The following is a 24,637-nucleotide window of genomic DNA, read 5'->3' as shown; positions in this document are numbered from 1 at the left end:
GGAGGAGAGCTCCACCCCGCGTGGACAGTGTGGGCGTCTGGTTACGACTCGAACGCCGCGTCGATGTACTGGTCGACGTTGTCGCTCGTCACGACGGGCGCGTAGAGCTGCACGAGACGCGGAACGCTCTGCGACGTGAGGTCGCCGAGCGAGCGGTCGTGTGCGATGAGGCGGGCCAGCTTGATGCCGTCGGCTGCCTGCGTCGACGGGTAGATGACGGTCGCCTTGACAACGCTGTCGCCCTCCTGGATCTCACGCATCACGTTCGCCGAACCCGCGCCGCCGACGAGGAAGAACTCGTCGCGGTTGGCGTTCTCGATGGCGGAGAGGACACCGACACCCTGGTCGTCGTCGTGGTTCCACATCGCGTCGATCTGCGGAGCGGCCTGGAGGAGGTTCGTGGCCGCCTGCTCGCCGCCCTGGACGGTGAAGTCAGCTGCGACACGGTTCGAGACTTCGAGCCCGCAGTCGCCGAGAGCGTCCGCGAAGCCCTGGCTGCGCTCCTGGGTGAGCGGCAGGGAGTCGATGCCCGCGATCTCGGCGACAACGGCATCCGGCTTGTCTGCGAGCTGCTCGCACATGTACGTGCCGGCGCTGACGCCCATGCCGTAGTTGTCGCCGAGCACCGTGGTGCGGGCGGCGAAGGGGCTCGTGAACTCGCGGTCGACGTTGATGACCGGGATGCCGGCCTCCATCGCCTTGGTCGCGACCTCGGTGAGGGCGGCGCCGTCGAAGGGCAGCAGCACGATGGCGTCGACGCCGTCGTTGATGAAGCCCTCGATCTGGCTGATCTGCAGGTTCACGTCGTTGGTGCCCTCTGCGACGCGCAACTCGACGTCTTCGTACTTCGCCGCCTCGGCCTCAGCGGCCGAGGTGATGGCGCCCATCCAGCCGTGGTCGGCCGCGGGGGCCGAGAAGCCGATGACCAGCGGTTCGCCCGCCGCGTCGTTGTCCGACGCCGTGGCGTTGCCGCCAGCTGGGGCCTCGCCCTCCGCCGCCGGCGGGGTGTTCGAGAGGCAGCCGGTGAGCAGCAGCAGCGCCGAGGCGGCCGTTGCGCCTGCTGCGAGGATCCGGCGCTTTCGGGAAGCTGTCTTCCTGAAGGAACTCGTGGACATGGGGATCTCCTTTGATGCTGCCCTGGTGATGGGGATTGGGTCTGGTGAGGTTCGGTGGCATTCGGGATGCAGGGCTCGCGCCCGCCGCGCAGGCTAGGACGTCTTGGCCCGCGACGAGAAGCGCTGCTGGAGCAGGACCGCGATCACGATGATCGCGCCCTTGGCGATGGCCTGGACTGAGCTGTCAAGGTTCGCCTGGATGAAGATGTTCGTGAGGGTGGCGAAGATGAGGACGCCGAGGACGGTGCCGACGATCGTGCCGCGGCCGCCGACGAGGAGGGTGCCGCCGACGACGACCGCCGCGATCGCGTCCAGCTCGTAGAGCATGCCGTTGGTGGAGGAGCCCGCCGTCGTGCGGGCGAGCATCATGATCGACGCGATGCCGGCAGTGAGGCCGACCAGCGCGTAGAGGTACATCGTGTGTCGCTTCACCTTGATGCCGGCGAGGCGCGCAGCCTCGGGGTTGCCGCCCACCGCGACCGTCCGGCGGCCGAAGGTGGTGCGGTTCAGGAGGAACCATCCGCCGATGGCGACGAGCACGAAGATCCACACGATGACGGGGATCCCGAGGAGGTCGCCGCGGAACGTCTCGAGGAACGAGTCGACGTTGACGATCTGCGTGCGGCGGCCGGCGATGAGCTCCGCGAACCCGCGGGCGGCGACCATCATGGCGAGCGTGGCGATGAACGCGACGACCTTGCCGTAGGCGATGAGGACGCCGTTGACGACGCCGGCGCCGAGGCCGACGAGCAGCGAGGTGAGCACGATGACCCACCATCCCCAGGCTTCTGCGTAGGCCTGCGTGGAGAGCGTCGTCGCCCACACCGATGCGAGTCCGAGCACCGAGCCCACCGACAGGTCGATGCCGCCTGCCGTGATGACGAAGGTCATGCCGATGGAGAGGACGCCGATGATGGAGGCCTGGCTCAGCACGACCATGAGGTTGTCGACGCTCGCGAAGCGCTCCCCCGCCGAGACCGTGCCCGCGATGCAGAGCACGACGAGTGCCAGGATGAGTCCGAAGTTGCGGGCCGAGCTGCCGCGGAAGAAGCCGCCGCGCTTGGCGTTGTCGCTCGCGACCTCGTGCTCGACGCGGAGACTCTCGTCGGCGGCCGGGGCAGTGATCGCTGCGTCGTCGTACGGGGAGCCGCCGTTCGGGGCAGAGGACTGGGGAGTCTGAGTGCTCATGCTGCGCTGCTTTCCATAACCATGTCGAGTACTGCGTGCTCATCGAGAGCGGATGCTGGGCCCTGGTGGACGACCTGTCCTTCGGAGACGACGAGCACCCGGTCGGCGAGGCCGAGGACTTCCGGGATCTCGCTGGAGACGACGACAACGGCCGCCCCTTCGTCGGCGAGCTTGCGGATGAGGGCGTAGATCTCAGCCCTGGCTCCCACGTCGACGCCTCGCGTGGGCTCGTCGAGCAGCAGCACGCGGCAGCCGTGCACGAGCCAGCGGGCGAGCATCGCCTTCTGCTGGTTGCCGCCGGACAGCGTGCGAATGTCGCGTTCGACGCCCGCGGGTCGCAGGTCGAGGTATTCGGCCTGCTCCTTCGCCGCCCGGCGCTCGTCGCTCTCCTTCAGCCACGAGAACGAGGCGAAGCGCTGGAAGGTCGAGAGGGTGATGTTGCGGTAGACGGGCTCGTCGAGCAGGAGCCCCTGGCTCTTGCGCTCTTCGGGCGCGAGGCCGATGCCCGCGTTCACCGCGGCGGTGACGGAGCCCGGCTTGAGGGTCTTCCCCTCCACCGTGACCGTGCCGCCTGTCGCTTTGCGAGCCCCGTAGATGGTCTCCATGATCTCGCTGCGGCCGGCCCCGACGAGCCCCGCGAAGCCCACGATCTCGCCGGCCGACACCGTGAAGGAGACGTCCGAGAACGTGTCTGCGAGTGCGAGGTCCCGCACGTCGAGCAGCACGGGGGCATCCGCCGGCAGCTCAGGCGACTCCGGGAACAGGTACTCGACCTTCCGGCCGGTCATGAGGGTGATGAGCTCGGAGGTCGGCGTCTCGCTGACCGGAAGGTTCTGCGCAACCGTGCGGCCGTCCTTGAGCACCGTGATGCGGTCGCCGATCGTGCGGATCTCCTCCAGACGGTGCGAGATGTAGATGATCGCGACGCCCGCCTTCGTGAGCTCCTCGACGACTCGGAAGAGGTTCGCGACCTCCTCGGAGTCGAGGACCGCGGAAGGCTCGTCCATGACGATGATGCGCGCGTCGTGCGAGAGCGCCCGGGCCATGGAGACGATCTGCTTCCCGGCGGCGGACAGCTCGCCGACCTCGGTCGACGGTGAGATCTCCGAGTGGCCGAGGCGCGCCAGGATCTCCTTCGTCCGCTGCTTGGCCTCGGCCCGCCTCGAGACGCCAGCCGTGTCGAGCTCGTGCCCGAGGTAGACGTTCTCCGCGACCGTCAGGCCGTCGACGACGTCGAGTTCCTGGTACATCGTCGCGATGCCGAGACCGAGGGCCGCGACGGGGTTCGGGATGGTGATGGGCTCGCCGTCGAGGAGCAGCTGCCCCTCGGTGGGCTGGTGGGCGCCGGCGAGCACCTTGATGAGCGTCGACTTGCCCGCGCCGTTCTGGCCGAGGAGGCAGTGCACTTCGCCGGGAAGCACGTCGAGGTCGACACCGTCGAGCGCCCGGGCACCGGGAAACTGCTTGACGATGCCGCGCATCTGCAGCAGGGGGGATGGACCCGAGTTGGGGTCTTCGTTGACCATGTGTCGAAAGCTACGCGCACTTTTGTCGACGGTCAAGCAAAAGTCTCATGTCTGTTGCACAATTGAGATACGCCGCCACACAGAAGCGTCGCAGTCGCCGTCGACTCGCCGCGGGGTAACGTGGCGAAGTCGGTTCGGTTCCCGCCGACCACCGACCGCCGACTCGAGAAGGGAGACGCCGATGGTCATCGAGCAGCTGCCAAAGCCGGTGTCGCGCCAGCCAGGACCTGGGGAGCTCTTCCAGATGCTGCGGGACGGGGCACCGCGCACACGCGCGGAGCTCGCATCCGTCACCGGACAAGCCCGTTCCACGGTTGCCACTCGCATCGACATGCTCATGACGGCGGGCCTCATCGTGACAGTCGGCGAGGCGCACTCGACAGGCGGCAGGCCGCCTGCGGTCTTCGCCTTCTCCCCCGAGAGCAGGGTTGTCCTCGCCATCGACCTCGGCGCCACCCACGCGCGCATGGCGCTCACCGACCTGGCCTCGAACATCATCGCCGACTCGGAGGACAAGCTGCCCATCGACCTCGGTCCGGACAAGGTGCTCGCTTGGGTCTGCGAGAAGGGTGACGAGATGCTCGCCGCTTCCGGGCGTGGGCGACGTGAGCTCGTGAGCGTCGGCGTCGGCCTCCCCGGGCCAGTGGAGTTCAGCTCGGGTCGCCCCATCAACCCGCCCATCATGCCCGGGTGGGACGACGCCGACGTCGCGGGACGCCTCGGCGCCCACTTCGACGCGCCCGTGCTCGTCGACAACGACGTCAACATCATGGCCCTCGGCGAGCACCGCAGCGAGTGGCCGGACGTCTCCGACCTGCTCTTCGTGAAGGTCGCGACCGGCATCGGATCCGGCATCATCGCCGACGGCTCCCTCCGACGCGGAGCGAGAGGAGCCGCGGGTGACATCGGCCACATCGCGGTGCCAGGAGCAGAGGACACCCCCTGCCGGTGCGGCAACCTCGGCTGCCTCGAGGCGGTCGCCGGCAGCGACGCCATCGCCCGCCGGCTTCGCAAGGAGGGCGTCGAGGTGTCCGGCAGTGCCCAGATCGTGGCGCTCGTTCGCTCGGGCGACCTCGACGCGGCGCGCGCGCTGCGTCAGGCCGGTCGCGACGTCGGCACGGTCCTCGCGGCCTGCGTCAGCATGCTCAACCCGTCCATGATCGTCATCGGCGGCAGCATCGCCGAAGCCGGTGAGCAGCTCATGGCGGGCATCCGCGAGGTCGTCTACTCGCGCTCGCTCCCGCTCGCCACGCAGCACCTGCGAGTCGTCGCATCCCGCGCCAGAGGCGAGGCCGCCATCCTGGGGGCCAGTGCCCTCGCCATCGACCACGTGCTCTCGGCGGAGGCCATCGACGCCGCGCTCGCCTAGCGTCCCGACTCGTCGCGCCTGCTAGGGAACAAGCCGTGCGCTGGCCCAGTGGCCCGAGCGCCGCGAGTGCAGGCAGCGCGCGTGCTCGACGCCGGACAGGTCGATGGCGTCGAGGGTGTCAACCGTGATGCGGATCCAAGCGAAACGCTCGAACGCGGCATCCTCGCCCGCACCCAGGCCGTCGGAGACGACCTCGGCGAGAGACGTGGCAGGCGCCTGCGACCTGTCGTACAGCCGCTTCGACCCCTCCCCGAGCCCGTCCCAGGCCGCACGCCGCGTGTCCGCATCTCGGACGATCTCGCCGGTCCCCTCGAGACGGAGCTGCACATCGCGATCGGGGTCGTAGAAGGTGATGGCGACTCGCGGATCCCTCGCCAGCTCCTGCACCTTCGCGGTGCGCGCGTCCGTCGCGAACGCCACCGTGCCCACCCGCCCATCGACCTCGCGCAGGATCACGGCACGGACACGGGGCTCCCCCGCCGCCCCGACCGTGCCGAGGTAGCCGAGTGTGAACGGGGTCCGCGTCTCGGTCGCAGCCTCGAGAGCACCCCACAGGGCCTCGAGCTCCCCGATGTCGACGCTCACGGAAGGATCGAATCCACGTAGCCGCCATCGGCGCGCAACGCCCCGCCCGTCGTCGCCGACGCGAACGGCGAGGCCAGGTAGGTGACCAGATGCGCGATCTCCTCAGGCTCGATGAGGCGCTCCAGCAGCGACTGCGGACGGTGACGACGCATGAACTCACGCTGCGCCTCATCCCAGGGGAGCTCATCCCCGACCATCTCGGCGACGAAGCCCTCGACTCCCCCCGTGTGCGTGGGTCCGGCGATGACGGCGTTGACCGTCACGCCGGTGCCCTTCACCGCCTTCGCGTACCCGCGCGACACCGCCAGCAGCGCGGTCTTGCTCATGCCGTAGTGGATCATCTCCTCGGGAATCACCACCGCCGAATCGCTCGCGATGGAGATGACCCGACCCCAGCCACGAGCGGTCATGCCCGGCAGGTACTCGCGCATGAGGCGCGCCGCCGACAGCACGTTCACCTCGAAGGAGCGACGCCATTCGTCATCGCTGATCTCCAGGGCCGGCGTGCTGCCGAAGACGCCCAGATTGTTGACGAGGATGTCGATGTCGGGAAACGCCGCCCTGACGGTGGACGCGCCTTCCGCCGTCGCGAGGTCCGCGGCCACCCCCTCGATGGTCGCGTCCGGCAGGCGCCCCCGAAGCTCGGCGGCCGCAGCCGCCACCCTGTCCGCACCGCGCCCGTTCACGACGACGGTGGCGCCGGCCGCGGCGAGATCCGCGGCTATCGCCAGTCCGATGCCCTGCGTTGAGCCGGTGACGAGGGCTGTGCGATTCGACAGATCGATGTTCATGGCAGCGATCCTGGCACCACCGCCTGACCGTGTCGTGCAGCTCAGGTCACGTTGTCGAGCGCGTCGCGAGCGGTGTCGAGGTCCTCGCCCCGGCGACGCCGGACGCGCTCGCGCACCTCCTCGAGGACGGCGACCGTTTCCGCGCCGGTGCCACCGTGCTCACGTTCGTGATCGGCGTCGAGGTTCTGGATGATGACGGCGAGCTCCGCGTCGAGCATCGCGGCATCCTGGAGCTCGCCGAACGCCTGCGCGAGGCGCTTCCACTCCTTGCGCTGCTTCTTCGCCTTCGCATCCGGGAGCTCGTCGATGGCCTCGTACCCGTAGCGAACCGACTTCGCCGCCTTGCGGACGTCATGCCACCGCTCGAGCTTCCTCGGCTTCTTCCGCGCCCGCTCCGCACGCTGCTCGACCGTGACGATCGCCGTGCGGGTCAACCGCCGCATCGCGCCGAGGGCGCGTCGATCGGCGTCGTCCGTGAACGGCGGAGCCGTGATGAACGAGACCAGACGATCGTGGAGGGAATCCCAGCGGTCCGAGTCGACCTCGGCCCCGAACGACGCGAGGGCGGCGGCGTGGCGCTCCTCGAGCACCTGCTCGATTCGAGTTCGAACGCGCTGGACGGCCTCGGGCCCCGCGTCGAGCTCATCGTCCGCGTCGAGCTCCGCCAGGACCAGCTCACGAAGCACCTCGGCGTCGCGGGGAGCTCCGAGAACTCCGCCAGCCCATTTCAGCTCGGCGGCAAGGAGCTTGACCTCGTCAGCCTCGAAGAGCGAACCGAAGACCTTCAGCAGGCTGCGCAGCCGACGCAACGCGACCCGCGCCTGGTGGACCGCATCCGGGGCATCTCGCCGCCCACCGTCCTCGTGGGCCTGGAACTCCCCGAAACGCGCCGCGATCGCGAAGACCACGGCCTCCCCCGCCGTCGCCTGCCCCGTCGGTGCCTGCGCGGCCTCGACTCCGTCGAGCGTGCGCACGAGCTTCGACAAGTGCACGGACGGCGTCAGCCCGGCATCGAAGAGCACCGCCTCGATCTCGTCGAAGACCCGGGTCGAGGCGCCATCGGCCAGCTCGACCTCGAACTCCCGCCACTCCAGCGTCCGCTCATCGCCGATGCGAAGGACTCGGGCACGCACGACGTCCTCGCAGATGAGGGCGGCAAGCGCGTCGTCGTCAGCTCGGGCGCCTCCGGCGGACCACGCGCCGCCGCCGAGCACCTCGGTGGTCGTGCGAATCGTCGTCAGCTCGACAAGTGGCAGCACGGGGCGCTCGCCGATGAGCTCAGCGAACTCGACGCGGAGCTCAGGTGGGATGCGCCGCGGGGCGCCGACGGGTGCGTGGACCTCGATGCGCTCGTCTCCGCTGCGTGGTCGCTTCAGATGCCAGCCCTCGTCGTCCCCGCCGGTCCGGCGCCGCAGCACACAGCGCGCGTCGAGGATGGCGAGCTCGGGGGTGTCGACGTACTCGGCGACGAGCGTCTCGGTAGTGGCCCGGCCGGCGCGGAGACCAGCGCCGAGCTTCGAGAGCTCAGGTTCGCCAGCCCCCTCGGGGATGTCGTACTTCCGCTCGATCTCCCGCTGCTCGGAGGGCGTTCTGACCCGCTCGCTCTGCGCTTCGATGCTCATCTGAAAAGGCTAGCGCGCCCAACTTGCGATGAGTCGGACTCGAGCGCGTCAGCGCAGCGCGGCCTTGATCAGCGGAACCTGCAGCGGGAGGCGCGCGATGGACAGGACGAACGCGGCGACGGACCGCGCATCCCTCTTCCGGAGCGCACGACGCCCGAGGTCGACGCTCATCTGCGCGTTCGCTGGCCAGACCGCGAGCAGCACGGCCGCGCTCGAGAGCCCGGCGAGGGGTCGCGTCGAAGGATGCAGGAGTCCGGCGGCGCAGGCGAGCTCGGCGACCCCCGACGCGACGACGAGCTCGCGTCCGCGTGCTCGAAGCGGCTTGGGGATGATCGGCTCGAAGACCCGAGGCCTCGCGAGATGGATGACACCGGAGACGGCAAACGGCAGGACGACGATCCACGGGATCGACCCGTCGGGCTTGGCGGTGCGACGCTTGAGTGACGTGGGCGACATGTCCGCATCCTGCCCGTCGCGGCCGAGAGGCATCCAGACGTCGTGCGACGCCGTCAGCTACGTTCCGCGGAGGGCGGTCAGTCCGCTTCTGCGAGGAAGGCGAGGGCAGCCGCCCGGAAGTCACGCGAGCCGGGTGCGTTGAAGTGGTGACGCTCGGGGATCTCGAAGAAGCGAGCCTGCGGCGTCGCGGCGGAGAGCGCCTTCGAGCCTTCGATGATCCCGTCGAGCGACCCGGTCGCGAACAGGACCGGCTGCTGCGGGACGCGGCCGAGGTCCGGGTCGGCTTTGCCGGAGGCGCGCATTCCCTCGGCGATCGCGAGCAGCGCACGGAGGTCGTTGCCACCGACCCGCTCCGTCAGGGCGAGGTAGTTCTGCGTCACCGGGTCCTGCACGGGGGTGCCGTTGTCGATCAGCTCGCGCACCTGGCCGATGTCGAGGCGACCGAGCGGAACGCCATCGGGGACCCCGCCGAGGACGACCCGCGGGATGCGGTCGGCGAAATCCTGGGCGACCTCCCAGCCGACGCGGGCACCGAGCGAGTAGCCGACGTACAGGGCGGTGTCGACGAGGTAGGCGTCGAGCACGGCTTCGACGTCGGAGGCGAGCGTGCGGATGTCGTAGTCGCGACCCTCGTGTGGCTTGTCGCTCTGCCCGTGCCCGCGCTGGTCGAGGCCGAGCACCCGGTAGCCGGCGCGCAGCAGGTCTCGGACCCAGCCCGTCGCCACCCAGTTGTCCTTCGTGCTGGATGCGAAGCCGTGGACGACGATCACGGTCGGCGCATCCGTTTCACCCCACGTGTAGGTGGCGATGCGGTGGCCGTCGCCGACCATCACGAACTGGGGGTCGGGAAGCACAGTCAGGGCGGCTGGAACGTCATTCACGCATCGATTGTCTCAGGCCGAGAGGGCCCGCTCGTGCGCCTGCGAAAAGCTGCGAACCGCCGCCCACGCACCGAGCCCGGACGCTCCCCTCAGTTTGGGGTCCGTCCGGGCTCAGTGCTGCCAGCTGAGGTCAATCGATGAGGTCGTGGATCTGGATGATCTCGTCGCGCTTCGGGCCGACGCCGATGGCGGAGATGCGGGCGCCGGAGAGACGCTCGAGCGCGTGCACGTACAGCTGAGCGTTCTCGGGCAGCTCGTCGAAGGTGCGGCAGCCGGAGAGGTCTTCGGTCCAGCCGTCGAAGTACTCGTAGATGGGCTTCGCGTGGTGGATGTCCGACTGCGAGACGGGCATCTCGTCGAAGCGGACACCGTCGACGTCGTAGGCGACGCAGACGGGGATGCGCTCGATGCCGCTGAGCACGTCGAGCTTCGTCATCACGAGGTCGGTGACGCCGTTGATGCGTGCCGTGTAGCGGGCGACGGGCACGTCGTACCAGCCGGTCCGGCGCGGGCGGCCCGTGGTGGTGCCGAATTCGCCACCGCGCGTGCGGAGCAGCTCGCCCCACTCGTCGAAGAGCTCGGTCGGGAAGGGGCCAGCGCCGACGCGCGTGATGTACGCCTTGACGATGCCGATGATGCGGTTGATCTGGGTCGGGCCGACGCCTGCGCCCGTGGACGCGCCTCCCGCGGTCGACGAGGACGACGTCACGTACGGGTACGTGCCGTGGTCGACGTCGAGCATCGTGGCCTGGCCACCCTCGAAGACCACGTTGCGACCCGCGTTGAGGGCGTCGTACAGCTCGAGCGATGTGTCGCCGACCATGGGGCGGAGGCGCTCGGCGTGGACGAGGAGCGCGTCCACGATCTCGTTGACCGTGATCGCGCGGCGGTTGTAGACCTTGACGAGGAGGTGGTTCTTGCCGAAGAGCGCGGCTTCGACCTTCTGGCGGAGGATGTTCTCGTCGAAGAGGTCCTGCACGCGGATGCCGATGCGGTTGATCTTGTCGGCGTAGGCCGGGCCGATGCCGCGGCCGGTCGTGCCGATCTGGCGCTTGCCGAGGAACCGCTCGGTGACCTTGTCGAGGGTTGTGTGGTACCCCGTGATGAGGTGGGCGTTCGCGGAGACTCGCAGCTTCGAGGTGTCGACACCTCGTGCTTCGAGGTGGTCGATCTCGTGGAAGAGCACGTCGAGGTCGATGACGACGCCGTTACCGATGACCGGGGTCACGCCTGGCGTGAGGATGCCAGAGGGCAGCAGGTGCAGCGCGTACTTCTCGTTGCCGATCACGACCGTGTGGCCGGCGTTGTTGCCGCCGTTGAACTTCACGACGTAGTCGATGCGGTCGCCGAGGAGGTCGGTCGCCTTGCCCTTGCCCTCGTCGCCCCACTGGCCGCCGATAATCGCTACGCCTGGCATGTGTGCCCCTGTTCTCTGTCGGATCGGCGCAGCTCGCGCCTGTCGTGTGCGTGGCGTGAGCCGCGCGGTCAGGATGACCGGCTCGACGGCCCCGCCCTGTTCCCTGCTGGTGTTGCCGTGACTCGAGCCGTCACACCGGCGGGCGCCTAGCTGGCGGCGTGCATCCGCTCGATCTCGGTGATCGCCTGAGGGTCGGCGTCATGCAGCAGGTCGGCGAGCCGCTCTGGCTCGCCTTCCTCGCCGATCTCTGCGGCGCTTCGTCTGAGGGCGTAGAACGCGCGGAGGACTCCCCGGTTGGGCTCATGCGACCACGGCACGGGGCCCTGCCCACGCCAGCCGGCCTTTCGGAGGGCGTCGAGGCCGCGGTGGTAGCCGACCCGTGCATACGCGTACGAGCCGATGGTGTTGCCGTCGGCGTGCGCCGCATCGGCCAGCGTCGCCCATGCCAGCGATGAGGCCGGGTGCTTCTCGACGATGGCCGCGAGCGCGGCCTGGTCGTGAGGCAGGTTCGAGAGGTCGTCGACGACCTCTGGCTCAGCAGCGAGGCGTGTCTCGGGGATGCCGAGGAGATTCGTTCCGGTCACGGACCCGATTCTATCCTGCGGATGTTTCGGAGCGCGGTCGGGGCGGATTGCTGTGGAGAGCACCCTTCATTCGCCCCGTGGATCGCCACGCCTCAGCCCACCGGGAAGATCGCGCAGGTGCTTGTCGCGGTCGCGAGGAGCACGTCCGACGAGTCTCGGAGCTCCGCCTCGACGAACGCCGCGCGTGCTCCGGACTTCACGACCCGACCGCGGACGCGGACGGGGCCGGTCTCGGCCGTCATGGGCCGGAGGAAGCTGACCTTGATCTCGAGCGACGTGTAGGCCTGGCCTGGTCGGAGAGTCGTGTGGACAGCTGTGCCGCAGGCCGAGTCGAGCAGGGTGGCGGCGAAGCCTCCGTGCACGGTCCCGATCGGGTTGTAGTGCGTCCGGTCAGGCAGCCCCTCGAAGACGACCTCGCCCTTGGCGAAGCTCACGACGGTCATGCCGAAGTGCTGAGCGATGGGGGCGATCTCCGCACCGCTGGCGAGGTGCGCCTGCAGCTGCTCGAGTCCTGTCAACGTTCTCGGGTCGGTCATGTCGCTCCTTTGCGCCACCGCACCCAGGCGGATGCACAGAGGGAGCCTCGCACCGATCCTTCAGTCGAACCAGCCAGTTGTGGCGAACATCCAAGCGGTCGGGTGCGCACTCGCGACGGTCCTGAGCGCGGCTACCAGGGCATGAAGGCGAAGAAGGACACGGCAACGCCGATCGAGATCGTGGCGCCGACGAAGCAGAGAGCGAGAAGCTCACCTGGCATCACGGTGCGCTGGTAGACATCCCAGTAGCGGTCCTCGGCGCGTCGTCGAGCGTCGGCTACTGCGGTGCGGTTGAGCCTTCGTCGTTGTCCGAGCATGTATGTAGCTTATTTAACTAAATAATCCGTACCCAGGTGTTGACTCCGGCCCGCGCGACGAGTATGCCGCGAGGAGACTAGGAGCGATGCACCACCTTGACGGGTTCCGTATCCGTCACGCCGCCAGCCTTCTGCGCATCGTGAGGGGCGGGCGCTTCCACCGAGCCGACCATGCCCGAGAGGAACTTGGCAACCCCGTCGAGTTCCTCGGTACTGAGGGAATCGACGACCGCGATCATCCGCTGATGCATGACCCCCAGGGTCTCGCGGACCTCCCGATCCGACTCGACCGTGGGAGCGATGATCGACGCACGACGGTCCGTGGGGTGCGGGCGACGCTCGACGTGCCCGCTCTTCACGAGTCGGTCCACGAGACCGGTCACCGACGCCGAGGAGATGTTGAGGCGCTCCCCCAGGTCCTTCTGCACCACGACCTTGCCGTGGCGCTGCTGCTGGAGCAGGAAACGCAGAGCCAGGAGGTCGTTTTCGTTCATGCGCATCGACGAGCGTGTGCGCGCACGCATCTTCGCCTCAGCCTCACGGTATTCGCGAAGAAGGTTTAGCACGTCGACCGACGTCGCGTGCTGCCCTCCCGTCGGGTACCAGTATCCGGACGAGTCCTCGGCCGGCTTCTGCGCCATGATCCTCCTCGTGCTGGCGCACCGAACGCCAGGAAGCTAGTTCATCAAACTAGCAAAGACGGATGCGTGACCGGGAACAAAACAGCGCTTGACCCGAACATCGCTGTTCTCGTGGGGCACCACCGTCAGTCGATGCATGGGCCCTCATGATCGAAGTTGGCCCCGCGCAACTGGCACGACGCCGCCTCCTGGTCGACGCGGTCGATGCCCGTCTTGCCGGTGAAGTCCATGACGATGAAGTGCGACTGCGCTCCGTCGGAGAGCCCCTCCGCGAACTCGGTCGCCCGGTCACGGGTCGCGAAGCGGTAGTAGTCGGCCTGATCCGTGGACCAGGCTTCGACGCAGTCGACCTCGTCCCCGCAGGCCGACTCCGTGACCTCCACGGGATTGCTCGCGTAGTCCGGGCCCGAGTACTGCGCGTCGACGACCGCCTGCCTGATCGTGAGCCCGTACTGTGGGATGAGGATCGAGCATCCGCTCATCGCGAGCAGGGCGCCAACGCCGAGGCACACGACCCCGACAGATCTCCCGCTGGCCGCCACCGCGTTCATGCGCCGTCCGGCCGTTGCTGGTCGGGCTGCTCCGACTCCGATGGCATGCTCGTCGCTCCTGGCGGGTCGACGTCGCCCGAAGCGGGAACGCCGGCGGTCCAGCCGAAGTCGGAATGGACGCCGAGCGGAACGTACGACGTCGAGTATCGGGCCGGCCCCGTGCCCTCGAACAGGGCCGCCCGCGCCTGCACGGCCGCGCCCGGCATCCCACCTTCGTCGTCACTGCGGTCGCCGCTCTCGTCAGGCTCGCTGCCGTCGCCGAGGAGCCGACGCGTGAGGGCGGACTGCGCCGACATGAGCTCATCGAGTTCGTGAAGCAGGATGTCGTCGTCGACCTGGAGACCGTTCCTCGCCGCGGTGAGCACTGCTCGCCGGACGAGCTCCCTGGAGAACGAGCCGGTGGTCTGCTCGGCCCGCCGCGCCGCCTCAGCCAGCGCCGTCTCGCTGAACGGCAGCCCGGACGCGTACTTCTCGAGCAGGCGGAAGCGCTCCGGCTCACCGGGCAGCGCGATCTCGACGGCGAGGTCGACGCGACCGGGCCGGGAGACGAGGGCACGCTCGAGCACCTGCACGCGGTTCGTCGTCATGATGAACGCGACGTCGGCGTCGCCATCTAGGCCGTCGAGCGCGTCGAGCACTTCGAACAGCAGCGGCTGCGGCGAGGCGTGGCGTTCCATGGCGACCAGGTCGATGTCCTCGAGCACGACGATCGACGGCTGCAGGGTGCGGGCCAGCTCCGCAGCCGCGCCGATGTGCTGGATGCTCGACCCCGTCAGCAGCACGGCGGTGACGCCCTCCGTCCGGCTGAGGAGGTGCCTCACGGTGAGCGTCTTGCCGGTTCCGGGCGGGCCGTACAGCAGGATGCCGCGCTTCAGGTGCTGGCCAGCGGCGAGCAGGACCTCGCGCTGGCGTCCGATCTCGATGACGTGCGCGACGACGGACTCGAGCACGCCGAACGGCAGGATGACGTCGCCCTCTGCGACGTTCGGCCGCTCCAGGAACGACGCGCCCGCATCCATCCGGTAGTCGCTGCTCTCGAACGCCAGCACCTTCCCGCGGAGAACGCTGCGCTCCACCATGAGCGAGCGCACCTCGCCGAGAAGCTCGGAGACGAGCGACGGCGGCGCGGACGTGAGCACCTCGAGCTGGCTCTGGGGACGCCCCATGTCGGGTCGGGCTGCGCGCTGCATGATCACGACTCGCTCCCCTCGGTAGGAGAGGAGCCGCGCGCCGAAGCTCACGACCTGCCTTGTGGTGTTCGGCCCGGTCGCCTTCTCGGCGAACTCGGCCGGCCCGGTCTTGAATGGCATGTGGGGACTCGAGATGAGCTCGGCGAGTCCGGCGTGCGCGTGGGCTGAGCCGCCCGCGACTCCGACGAGGCGCGATTCCGCGCGGCCGGCGAGCTCCTCGAGGGCGATGTCGGCGTCGACGATGCGGTAGCTCGCGAACTCCTCGACAACCACGGGGAGCGCTTCGGCGTCCGCGCCGAGGAAGTCGCTCAGCTCCTCGCCGAACGGCGTGCGCTGCGCCCTCGCGTCTGGCGGCGTCTCGTTGACATGCTCGAGGAACCGCTTGAAGGAACGGTAGAACTGCTCGTCGGCGACCTGCGTCTCGCTCATGCCATCCCCTCGCCGGCGGGCGTGTCCCGCCGATCGAGAGCCTAGGACGACGCCGCTGGAAAGGCGCTCTCGGCACCGCTTCTCGGCGCTGATCATCCCATGCCTCGTAAATGAACGAGATTCAGTTAATTCGGCGGGAACCCTGGGTTTCCAAGGCCGCATCTCCTAGGCTTCACCCAATCGCGCGATGCTGCGCGCACGCATCCAATGTCTGGAGTGAGTTTGAGCACCTACGTAGTTGTGAACCCAGCGACCGGCGAGCAGGGAGAGGAATTCCCGCTCGTCACCGAGGACGGCATCGAGACGGCGCTGCAGAGCCTCGATGACGCGTACCGCACGTGGTCGAAGCCCAGCACCGTCGCCGAGCGGGCCGCCCTCATGCGCCGCGCCGCCGAGCTGCACCGCGAGCGCCGCGAGGAGCTGGCACAGATCATCACCCGCGAGATGGGCAAGCCCATGGAGCAGTCGTACGGCGAGGTCGACTTCAGCGCCGACATCCTGCAGTACTACGCAGACAACGCGGAGAACTTCCTGAAGGACGCTCCGATCGAGCTGCTCGGCGGCGAAGGCACCGCCCTCATCCGCCGCTCGGCGATCGGCCCCCTCCTCGGCATCATGCCGTGGAACTTCCCGTACTACCAGGTCGCCCGCTTCGCCGGCCCGAACCTCGTGCTCGGCAACCCGATCCTGCTGAAGCACGCCGGCCAGTGCCCCGAGTCGGCGACCGCGCTCGAGCAGATCTTCGCGGATGCGGGCTTCCCGCAGGGCGCATACGTCAACATCTTCGCCACCAACGAGCAGATCGCCGACATCATCGCCGACGACCGCATCCACGGCGTCTCGCTGACCGGCTCCGAGCGCGCCGGTGCCGCCGTCGCCGAGATCGCCGGCCGGAACCTCAAGAAGGTCGTGCTCGAGCTGGGAGGGTCCGACCCGTTCATCCTGCTCAGCACCGACAGCGTCGACGAGGCGGTCGAGGCCGCGGTCGCAGCGCGCCTCGACAACTCCGGACAGGCCTGCAACGGAGCCAAGCGCATGATCGTCATCGACTCGCTCTACGACGAGTTCGCCGAGAAGTTCACGGCCGCGATGACGTCGGTGGCCCCCGTCGACCCGACCAAGGACGACGCCGAGCTCGGCCCGCTCTCCTCGGCGCCAGCCACGAAGAACCTCGCAGAGCAGGTCGAGCGCGCGGTCGCGCAGGGGGCGCAGCTGCTCGGCGGCGGCGGCCACGACGGCAACTTCTTCGAGTCGACGGTGCTCGCCGGTGTCACGCCCGACAACGACGCCTACACCGAGGAGTTCTTCGGCCCCGTCGCGGCGCTCTACAAGGTCAGCAGCGAGGAGGAGGCGATCGAGCTCGCCAACGCGACCCCGTTCGGTCTCGGCTCGTACCTCTTCACGACCGACCAGGAGCAGGCGCAGCGCGTCGCCGACGCCATCGAAGCCGGCATGGTCTACATCAACGGCGTCGGCCTCGACAGCCCGGAGCTGCCCTTCGGCGGGGTGAAGCGCTCGGGCTTCGGCCGTGAGCTCGGCTCGCTCGGCATCGAGGAGTTCGTGAACAAGAAGCTCATCCGCCAGGTCAAGTAGCCCGGCCGAATCCAGCGACGCCAGTCGACAGACAAGCGCGGCACCACTTCCCCCGAAGTGGTGCCGCGCTTCCCCTTATATGCACTTCTGCGTCCCCCCGGACGCTAGCCACTCTGCCGCGATGCCGCTCGGTGGTGCACTCCCCCACCCAACCATTCGCCAGCCGCGCCCACCATCCCCCATGCGGGGGATTCGCGAACGAAAGCGAATCAGAACGGGCGTACACTCTGACCGTGTCCCCAGCACTCCCTCTCCGCATTCGACTGGGTATCGTCGACGACCACGAAGTCGTTCGGCACGGACTCAGCGTGCACTTCGCGGTTCATTCGCGTATCAGGATCCAGGCCGCGAGCCCAGTGGCAAGTGGACTCCACGGTGAGCTCCTCGACGTCGTCCTGCTCGACTTGAGACTGGGCGACGGCAGCAGCGTTCAAGACAACGTCGCCGCCATCGCCCGCACAGGGGCGACGACGATCGCGTACACCTCAGGCGAGAACCCCGACCACCTCCGTGCTGCGGCTCGAGCCAATGTCGCCGGGATGGTCCGGAAGTCCGAGTCGCTCGCCGCACTGGAGCAGGCGATCCTCATGGTGCACGCCGGTGAGACGCTCGGCACACCCGATTGGGCATCCGCTATCTCGAGCGACCCTGACCTGCCGAGTGCGAGACTCTCCCGTCGCGAGATCCAGGTGCTGGAGCTCTATGCCGCCGGCCTTCCAGCATCCGATGTCGCCGCGACGCTCTTCATCTCCCCCCAGACGGTGGCGGACCACGTGAAGGGCATTCGCCGAAAATACCGAACCGCGGGACGAGGAGCCTCAACGAAGCTCGAGCTCTTCCACCGCGCCGTCGAGGACGGCTATGTCACCCCTCCGACAGCCCGGAGCGACTGACCCGTGTCCGACATGAGCTCCAGATCCTCCGCGTTCCTCACGAGGTTGGCGAACATCGCCTCCCTCGCGCTGGCGGCCCTGCTGGCATTGAGCGTGCCAGGCACACTCACCCAGACACCGCTCTGGCTGAATCTGCTGCTGGCGACGGTCACCGTCAGCGCTGCGGCTTCCTTCGCTCTGCCGTCGAGCACGCGAGCACCGGCGCTCCGGGACTCGCTGCTCCTCCTGCTGTGCCTCCTCCAGCATGGCCTCTGGCTGGCGCTGGCTCCCCACGAATTCGCGCTGGTGCTGCCGTGGAGCTGGGCCGTGTGGCTGAGCGGTTGCGTCATCGTGACCGTCAGACACGGCAGATGGCCGGGCGTCGCCTTCGCCTCGGTTGGCATCCTCAGCTACCCGGCTTCGCTGGCCCTCCTCGGCGAGGACCTCGCCGCCTCGAGCCCGGCGGTCCTCATCGCCCCACTGTTCCTGGCTCCCGTCCCGCTCCTGGTGGAGCAGGGGAAACGGAAGCTCGATGCGTTCCGTGCGGCAGCGCTCTCCGGAGCGCGGGCGAGCGCGAGCGCGAGCCACGCATCTGCGCGGATGCGGTCCCAGCTGCAGACGAAGCAGGACTTCGCGGCCTTCGTGCACGACAACGTGCTCGGCGCTCTCGTAGCCGCCGCCCACTCCAATGGGCAGGTGAGCGACAAGCTCCGCGAGCTCTGTCGGACCGCACTCAGCGGCCTGAGCGCGCCGGCACTGACGGACGACGACGGCCCGCCGATCAGTCTGCGCGAGTTCTCCGAGACCATCGCGGCGATCGCCGAGCGGTCACATGCACGTTGGATGGCTTCGCTGCCGCGCACGGCGATGCCCGTCGTGCCGACACGAATCGCCCACGACTTCGAGCATGCGTTCAGACAGGCCGCGGAGAACTCGGTCGCCCATGCCGGTTCGGGCGCCGCTGGACGAGCGTCGCGCTTCGCGACGTTCACCGCCACGGACAGGTCCCTCGAGCTTCGCTACCGCGACGATGGAGCCGGATTCGTCCTGGCGGACGTACCCGGGCACCGACTCGGCCTGCGAGGCAGCATCCTGCACCGGATCGAGCAGCATCCAGGTGCCACAGCCCTGGTCGACTCCGCTCCCGGAGCTGGGACGACGGTGACACTCCGGTGGGATCCGGCCGCCGACCGGAGGGAGGGGACCGCAGTCGAATCGCTCGCGTCTCGTGCCAGTGGGGGTGGCGGCGCCCTGGTCGCGTACTGGTCGATCAGTGCCGCGACCAGCTTCCTCACCGTTGGGATGCAGACACACCCCTCCTGGACTCTCGTCGCCAACGCCATCGTCGGCGCGGCCATGATGTGCCTCGCATTCGGCATGCGGTTGACGCCGGTGCTCGTCTGGAGCATCGCGTGCCTCCCGCTGCTGACCTCACTCCTTGTTCTTCCCCAGGCGACGCCGTCCATGCCGAGGTGGCAGTTCACCCTCGAGATGGCGACGTTGCTGTGCGCGTACCTGATCGTGCAGGGCCGCTTGGTTCCCGGGCTGCTCGGGTTCGCGAGCATGGCCGTCGTCGGCCTCGGATGGGCGTGGTCGTACGGCGGATTCCACATGCTGCAGAGCACCCGTTGGCTGGCCACGATCCTCATCGGCGTCGCTGTCGTCTGCTGGTGGCACCTGCGGCGCGAGAGCCAGGCGCTGTCCGCGCTCAGGCAACACGAGCAAGCAGCCCTCCAGCAGATGGACGACGCCTTAATCGCACTCGACGGCGTCGATCAGCAGCGGCAGTGGATCGACAGCGTCGCCCGTCAGACACTCGAGGACATCGTTCGATACCCCACCCTCGACTCGCAGCATCGAGATCGCGCCCGTCGCGTGGAAGCGCGGGTGCGCGACAGGATGCGCTCTCCTGCGCTCTCCGTCGGCGCTCTCGAGTGCGCGGCCGACGCGGCTCGTTCTCGCGGCGTGACGGTCTCGGTCCTGGATGATGCCGCCTCGGCAGGTGGCCTGCCATCCTCGGTTCTCGAGGAGGTCATCACGCATCTCTCGGCAGCGGAGTCCGGGAACATCGTGACCGTGCGTCGCACGGCAGCGCCCATCGACGACGCGAGTGAGACACCCGCGCTGGAACATCGAGTGTCAGTCTTCATCGGGAGCGCCGACGCCCCCGGCACGCTGCGCTACGTCGTCGGCACAGAGGTTCCGAGGCCAGCTGTCATCCCCACGTCGAAGGTCGAGCACACCGCGAGAATGTCGATGGCACCGCCTACCGTGTAGGCATGCTCGAACTCCTCGCCATCGAGAACTACCGGTCCATCAAGAGCGTCACGGTAGGGCTCGAACGCCTCAACGTCATCACCGGCGCGAACGGCACCGGCAAGTCGAACCTGTACCGGGCCCTGCGACTGCTGCACGACATCATCCGAGAGGGCGCCCTGTCGTCGCTGGCGATGGAAGGCGGCCTGCGGGCAGCGCTGCACGCGGGCAAGCGCTCCCGTGGCACGCCCGTCACCCTCAAGCTCGGCCTCCGCACCTCGGCCGCCTCCTACGCGGCCGACCTGGGCATCCCCATCATCTCCGACTTTCCGTTCGATCCGGTCGTGAAGAGCGAGCTCGTCTGGTCGAGTGAGCTTCTGCGGCCTTCGACGACACTCGTCGAACGGCGCGGAAATCTGGTCAAGGTGCGTGACGCCAACTTCAAGCTGGTGCATGCCGAGTGGAGCGTGCGCGAGGCCGAGTCGATGCTCGCCACCCTCGCCGACCCGTCGACGGCGCCCGAGCTCTACGCGCTCCGCGAGTCCGCGCGCGGCTGGCGCTTCCTCGACTACCTGCGCACCGACGCGGCGGCACCGGCGAGACTGCCGAGCCCTGCGACCTTCACCCCTGTGCTGCCGGATGATGGCTCGCGACTGCCCGCGGCACTCGCGACGGTGCAGCGGGTCGGCAACGCGAGGGCGTTCCACGCCGCCATCGATGCCGCCTTCCCCGGGTCCCGGGTGGGGGTCGAGGAAGACGCCTCCGGCATGGCCCGGCTCGTCATGTCGCAGCCCGGCCTCGAGAGGCCGCTCGATGCCCGGGAGCTGTCCGACGGCACGCTGCGGATGATCCTTCTCGCCACCGCCCTGCTGTCGCCCCGCATGCCGGAGCTGCTGGTGCTCAACGAGCCAGAGGCGAGCCTCCACCCGAGCCTCCTCCCGACGCTCGCGGGCCTCATCCGCAGCGCATCCGAGCAGACGCAGGTCATCGTCGTCACGCACTCGCAGCCGCTCGTCGAGGGCCTGCGCGACGACGCGAACGTCATCGAGCTCGAGAAGGAGGCGGGCTCGACGAGCATCCGCGGCCAGCTGCCGTTCGAGGGGCCGCAGTGGGTGTGGCCGAAGCGCTAGGGTGGCACCTCCGCTGAGCTACTTCGCCTCGCCGTAGCTGTCGACGACGTGCGCCACCACGGGGAACGTGACCTGGCTGCCCGAGAACAGGAGTCGTCCGGCTTCCGCGGCCGCCGCGACGACCTCAGCCGCCGCACGGTCCGCCAGCTCTGCAGGCGCGTGCACCACCACCTCGTCGTGCAGGAAGTACGCCAGGTGCGGGCTGCGCTCGAGCGGCGCATCCACAACCGATCCAGCTCCGAGCCGAGCCAGCCGCTGCCGGATGCCCGCCATCCACGTGAGCGCCCACTCGGCGGCCGTGCCCTGCACGATGAAGTTGCGGGTGAAGCGTCCGAAGTCGCGCGGCGAGAACTCGGCGGGCGGCCACGGCGACGTTCGCCCGAGCCAGGTGTGCACCTGCTGCCCCCGTTCCCCAGAGCGGGCTGCCGAGGCGACGAGCGCCATCGCATGCGGGTAGGCGCGCTCGAGGCCAGGCAACAGGATCGCGCTCTGCCCGCTCGTCGCGCCGTACATCGCGCCCAGCATCGCGACCTTCGCACTGTCGCGGTCCGGTACGACGCCACGATCGACGAACGCGGTGTACATGTCGCGCTGCGCGCCGGCTCTCGCCATGGCCTCATCACCGGACATGGCGGCAAGGATGCGCGGCTCGAGCTGCGCCGCATCGGCAACGACGAGCTTCCAACCCGGGTCGGCCACGACCGCGCTGCGGATCTCCTTGGGGAGCTGCATCGCCCCGCCGCCGCTCGTCGCCCAGCGTCCCGTCACGACGCCGCCCGGAACGTAGTCGGGTCGGAAACGTCCGCCACGGATCCACTCGTCCCGCCAGGTCCATCCGTTCGCCGTGAACAGTCGATGCAGACGCTTGTAGTGCAGGAGCGCCTCGACGACCGGATGGTCCTTCCCCCACAGCTCCCACTTGCTGGTGCTGGCCACGTCGAGCCCGGCCCGCCGCAGAGCCGCGAGCAGGTCCTTCGGCGAGTCGACGTTGAGGGTCGGCTCATCCAGCGCGGAACGCACCGCCGAAGCAGCAGCCTCGAGCTTCGCGGGCCTGCCGCCAGCACCTCGCGGCCCCAGCGCCTCCACGAGGACACGCTCGTGGCGCTCGACGCTGAACGGCATGCCAGCAGCCCGGAGCTCCGCCGCGACCAGAGCTCCCGCGCTCTCGACCCCGACGAGGAACGCGAGCGCTCCCTTCCGGGATCCCCCGTGATTCGCGGCCTCCAGGGCCGCGAGCTGCGCCTCGAAGAGCTCACGGGTCGCGGCTGGCGTGCCCGGGTTCTCCGCGTCGAGGTCGAAGAGGCCCTCACCGGGGTGAGACCCGCCTCGCGCGTCCGCTACATCGAAGCTCGCATCGAGGTAGCCGGCCGTGATGAGGATGCGGCCCGCAAGCCGAAGGTCGTGGCACCGGCCGACCCGCACCCCGTGCGCGAGCAGCCGTGGCACGATGTCCTGGCCGTTCCACACCCAGCGAATCGGGTCGCCTGCTGGGGCCGACCGCTCGCACTCGGACACCAGCTGCGCGAGCCCGATGGCGTCCGGGACAAGCCGCACGCGAGGGGCGTTCGAGGAAGCGGCGTCGGCGGCGGGTGCAGCGTCGCGTCGGTCTTCGAGCGCGAAGCCGCGCTCAAGCGACGTGACCAGGATATGCATCCGTTCATTGTGCGGCAGACCACGGACAGGATCCGCCTCGAAGCCAAGCCGTTGCGGACGCGGCGCCCGTTCCAGGTTGCGTGAGGCTCGCCCGTGCGCAATTCCCCGGGTCTGCGCCATTCCACAACAAGGCCAGGCACGCTGATCACATGGAAACGAAACCGGTGTCCCCCGCCGGAGCGTCGACTGAGAGCCTGGAGAACGTCACGCGCAGCGTCGCGCGAGACGGCACGAGCTACGTCGTCACGCTCGAGCGCACCTTCCCGAACTCGCCCGAAGCCGTGTGGACGTCGTGCACAACACCAGAAGGCCTCTCGCGCTGGTTCGAACCCGTCGACGGCGAGCTCGCCCAGGGCGGGAGGTACCGGCTGACCGCCAGCTGTACATCCGGCACCATCGAGCACTGCCAGCCGCACACGGAGCTCCGAGTGACGTGGGAGTACGACGGCGACGTCAGCCGAGTCCGCTTGACACTCGACCCCGCCGGAGCGGGCACCCGCCTGACGCTGCACCACACGGTGCCGGACAACGAGCACTGGGCGCAGTACGGCCCAGCCGCCACCGGCATCGGCTGGGACGGCGCCCTCCTCGCCCTCGCGCTCGCCCTCGGCGACGAAGGCACCGACGTGCAGGCGGCCATGTCTGCCTTCAACGACGCTGAAGAAGGCAAGCGCTTCGTCGAGTCCGCAGCCGACCGCTGGTGCATCGCCCACCTCAGCGCCGGCGCCGACCCCGACGACGCACACGAGTCCGCGACCCGCACCGCCTCCTTCTACCTCGGCGACGAATAGCCACACGGGCAGCGCACGACACGCGACCGCACGCCGGTGGGAACACCTGACGGGGCTCGTCGGTTGCATCCAAGGTGACTGTTCCTCTCTCAATCCTTGACCTCGCCCCCATCGCCCCTGGCCAGACCGTCCGGGAGAGCTTCCAGGCGAGCGTCGAGCTCGCCCAGGCCGCCGAGCGATCCGGGTACCGCCGCGTCTGGTACGCCGAGCATCACAACATGCCCACGATCGCATCGAGCGCGACGAGCGTCCTCATCGGGCATATCGCATCGCAGACCTCCACGATCCGACTCGGGGCCGGCGGCGTCATGCTCCCCAATCACTCACCGCTGGTCATCGCCGAGCAGTTCGGCACCCTCGCGACCCTGTACCCGGACCGCATCGACCTCGGCCTCGGACGCGCACCGGGCAGCGACCAGGCGACGTTCCGCGCCCTGCGCCGGTCACCGGCATCCGCGAACGAGTTCCCCCAGGATGTCCTCGAACTGCAGGCATTCCTGCGCGGCGAATCCACGATCCCAGGCGTGCAGGCAGTGCCAGGTGGAGGCACGAACGTGCCCCTCTACATCCTCGGTTCCAGCCTCTTCGGCGCACAGCTCGCGGCGCAGCTCGGGCTCCCGTACGCGTTCGCGTCGCACTTCGCGCCAGACCAGCTCTTCCAGGCCGTCTCCCTGTACCGAGAGCGGTTCCAGCCGTCCGAGCAGCTCGAGGCGCCCCACCTGATCGTGGGCGTCAACGTCGTCGCGGCACCCGACGCGGCTGAAGCGCAGGAGCAGTTCACGCGATCCCGCAGGTCCCGCCTCCGCAGCGTTCTGCTCCGAGGCCCCAACTCCGACTTCACGGACGAGCAGATGGACCAGATCCTGGCGAGCCCCCAGGGGCAGCAGATCGCGAACATGATGCGCTACACGGCCGTCGGCACCGGACCGGAGGTGCGTGACTACCTCACCGAGTTCGCTGAGACGACCGGCGCCGACGAGCTGATCATCGGGCACGGCGCGCTGCAGAGCGCCGACCGCGTCCGGTCGCTCGAGATCACCGCCGAGGCGATGCGCGCATCCCAACCGCTCGAGAACGCCGACGAGTAGCGCGACCAGGTAGCGCGACCACTGGTGCGAGGCGGCCGCGCGGGGCGGTAGCGTCG

23 protein-coding genes are annotated in these 24,637 nt (G+C 68.9%); 7 read left to right on the top strand and 16 right to left on the bottom strand.

Annotated features, from left to right (window positions below):
- Positions 1–41: 41 nt before the first annotated feature.
- From C5C17_RS01040 to C5C17_RS01030, 3 genes are all read right to left on the bottom strand, one after another.
- Positions 42–1,115, bottom strand: a complete 1,074-nt coding sequence (locus C5C17_RS01040; RefSeq protein ID WP_104251522.1) for a substrate-binding domain-containing protein — start codon at positions 1,113–1,115, stop codon at positions 42–44.
- Between the two features lie 93 nt (positions 1,116–1,208).
- On the bottom strand, positions 1,209–2,303 hold the full coding sequence (locus C5C17_RS01035; RefSeq protein WP_104251521.1) for an ABC transporter permease: 1,095 nt from the start codon (positions 2,301–2,303) through the stop codon (positions 1,209–1,211).
- On the bottom strand, positions 2,300–3,829 hold the full coding sequence (locus tag C5C17_RS01030; protein ID WP_104251520.1) for a sugar ABC transporter ATP-binding protein: 1,530 nt from the start codon (positions 3,827–3,829) through the stop codon (positions 2,300–2,302). Before C5C17_RS01030 ends, C5C17_RS01035 begins: the two co-directional genes overlap by 4 nt.
- A 181-nt stretch (positions 3,830–4,010) precedes the next feature.
- Between C5C17_RS01030 and C5C17_RS01025 the strand changes: the two genes are divergently transcribed.
- Positions 4,011–5,198, top strand: a complete 1,188-nt coding sequence (locus tag C5C17_RS01025) for an ROK family protein (RefSeq protein WP_104251519.1) — start codon at positions 4,011–4,013, stop codon at positions 5,196–5,198.
- A 21-nt stretch (positions 5,199–5,219) separates the two neighbouring features.
- On the opposite strand, the gene C5C17_RS01020 is transcribed toward C5C17_RS01025, so the two are convergent.
- From C5C17_RS01020 to C5C17_RS00965, 12 genes are all read right to left on the bottom strand, one after another.
- Complete coding sequence (locus C5C17_RS01020) at positions 5,220–5,783, bottom strand: pyridoxamine 5'-phosphate oxidase family protein (protein WP_104251518.1); 564 nt, start codon at positions 5,781–5,783, stop codon at positions 5,220–5,222.
- Positions 5,780–6,574 (bottom strand): SDR family NAD(P)-dependent oxidoreductase, encoded by a 795-nt coding sequence (locus C5C17_RS01015; RefSeq protein ID WP_104251517.1) that lies wholly within the window; start codon positions 6,572–6,574, stop codon positions 5,780–5,782. The genes C5C17_RS01020 and C5C17_RS01015 overlap by 4 nt, the downstream gene beginning before the upstream one ends.
- Positions 6,575–6,615: 41 nt before the next feature.
- Complete coding sequence (locus C5C17_RS01010; protein WP_104251516.1) at positions 6,616–8,196, bottom strand: CYTH and CHAD domain-containing protein; 1,581 nt, start codon at positions 8,194–8,196, stop codon at positions 6,616–6,618.
- Between the two features lie 48 nt (positions 8,197–8,244).
- Positions 8,245–8,652: a DoxX family protein gene (locus tag C5C17_RS01005; protein ID WP_104251515.1), complete on the bottom strand. Its 408-nt coding sequence runs from the start codon at positions 8,650–8,652 to the stop codon at positions 8,245–8,247.
- 77 nt (positions 8,653–8,729) lie between these two features.
- Positions 8,730–9,482 carry an alpha/beta fold hydrolase gene (locus tag C5C17_RS01000; protein WP_104251757.1) on the bottom strand — a complete coding sequence of 251 codons (753 nt, stop codon included), beginning with the start codon at positions 9,480–9,482 and terminating at the stop codon, positions 8,730–8,732.
- Between the two features lie 181 nt (positions 9,483–9,663).
- On the bottom strand, positions 9,664–10,950 hold the full coding sequence (locus C5C17_RS00995) for an adenylosuccinate synthase (protein WP_104251514.1): 1,287 nt from the start codon (positions 10,948–10,950) through the stop codon (positions 9,664–9,666).
- Positions 10,951–11,096: 146 nt separating this feature from the next.
- Positions 11,097–11,534 carry a DUF3151 domain-containing protein gene (locus tag C5C17_RS00990; protein ID WP_104251513.1) on the bottom strand — a complete coding sequence of 146 codons (438 nt, stop codon included), beginning with the start codon at positions 11,532–11,534 and terminating at the stop codon, positions 11,097–11,099.
- Positions 11,535–11,626: 92 nt separating this feature from the next.
- Positions 11,627–12,070, bottom strand: a complete 444-nt coding sequence (locus C5C17_RS00985) for a PaaI family thioesterase (RefSeq protein WP_104251512.1) — start codon at positions 12,068–12,070, stop codon at positions 11,627–11,629.
- Positions 12,071–12,201: 131 nt separating this feature from the next.
- Positions 12,202–12,387 carry a hypothetical protein gene (locus C5C17_RS00980; protein WP_104251511.1) on the bottom strand — a complete coding sequence of 62 codons (186 nt, stop codon included), beginning with the start codon at positions 12,385–12,387 and terminating at the stop codon, positions 12,202–12,204.
- Positions 12,388–12,464: 77 nt separating this feature from the next.
- On the bottom strand, positions 12,465–13,028 hold the full coding sequence (locus C5C17_RS00975; RefSeq protein WP_104251510.1) for a MarR family winged helix-turn-helix transcriptional regulator: 564 nt from the start codon (positions 13,026–13,028) through the stop codon (positions 12,465–12,467).
- A gap of 125 nt (positions 13,029–13,153) precedes the next feature.
- A complete protein-coding gene (locus C5C17_RS00970) occupies positions 13,154–13,579 on the bottom strand; it encodes a hypothetical protein (RefSeq protein WP_104251509.1) in 426 nt (141 codons plus the stop codon).
- Complete coding sequence (locus C5C17_RS00965; protein ID WP_104251508.1) at positions 13,576–15,198, bottom strand: ATP-binding protein; 1,623 nt, start codon at positions 15,196–15,198, stop codon at positions 13,576–13,578. The genes C5C17_RS00970 and C5C17_RS00965 overlap by 4 nt, the downstream gene beginning before the upstream one ends.
- Positions 15,199–15,420: 222 nt before the next feature.
- Here C5C17_RS00965 and C5C17_RS00960 point away from each other — a divergent pair, with 222 nt between their 5' ends.
- From C5C17_RS00960 to C5C17_RS00945, 4 genes are all read left to right on the top strand, one after another.
- Complete coding sequence (locus tag C5C17_RS00960; protein WP_181028421.1) at positions 15,421–16,791, top strand: NAD-dependent succinate-semialdehyde dehydrogenase; 1,371 nt, start codon at positions 15,421–15,423, stop codon at positions 16,789–16,791.
- Positions 16,792–17,024: 233 nt separating this feature from the next.
- The gene (locus tag C5C17_RS00955; protein WP_104251506.1) at positions 17,025–17,684 is read left to right on the top strand and encodes a response regulator transcription factor; all 660 of its coding nucleotides are present in this window, start codon (positions 17,025–17,027) and stop codon (positions 17,682–17,684) included.
- Between the two features lie 12 nt (positions 17,685–17,696).
- Positions 17,697–19,940: a hypothetical protein gene (locus C5C17_RS00950; protein ID WP_146079038.1), complete on the top strand. Its 2,244-nt coding sequence runs from the start codon at positions 17,697–17,699 to the stop codon at positions 19,938–19,940.
- 2 nt (positions 19,941–19,942) lie between these two features.
- Positions 19,943–21,049, top strand: coding sequence for an AAA family ATPase (locus C5C17_RS00945; protein WP_104251504.1), 1,107 nt, complete (start codon positions 19,943–19,945; stop codon positions 21,047–21,049).
- 18 nt (positions 21,050–21,067) lie between these two features.
- On the opposite strand, the gene C5C17_RS00940 is transcribed toward C5C17_RS00945, so the two are convergent.
- Positions 21,068–22,702: a bifunctional 3'-5' exonuclease/DNA polymerase gene (locus C5C17_RS00940; protein ID WP_104251503.1), complete on the bottom strand. Its 1,635-nt coding sequence runs from the start codon at positions 22,700–22,702 to the stop codon at positions 21,068–21,070.
- 149 nt (positions 22,703–22,851) lie between these two features.
- Between C5C17_RS00940 and C5C17_RS00935 the strand changes: the two genes are divergently transcribed.
- Positions 22,852–23,493 carry an SRPBCC domain-containing protein gene (locus C5C17_RS00935; RefSeq protein ID WP_104251502.1) on the top strand — a complete coding sequence of 214 codons (642 nt, stop codon included), beginning with the start codon at positions 22,852–22,854 and terminating at the stop codon, positions 23,491–23,493.
- A 74-nt stretch (positions 23,494–23,567) separates the two neighbouring features.
- Complete coding sequence (locus C5C17_RS00930) at positions 23,568–24,581, top strand: LLM class flavin-dependent oxidoreductase (protein ID WP_104251501.1); 1,014 nt, start codon at positions 23,568–23,570, stop codon at positions 24,579–24,581.
- The last annotated feature ends 56 nt before the right edge of the window (positions 24,582–24,637 follow it).

It is taken from the genome of Pseudoclavibacter sp. RFBA6, assembly GCF_002931575.1.
Classification (GTDB): Bacteria; Actinomycetota; Actinomycetes; order Actinomycetales; family Microbacteriaceae; genus Pseudoclavibacter; species Pseudoclavibacter terrae.
Note: the sequence above shows the minus strand (reverse complement) of the source record. Positions and strands in the feature narration are given on the sequence as shown.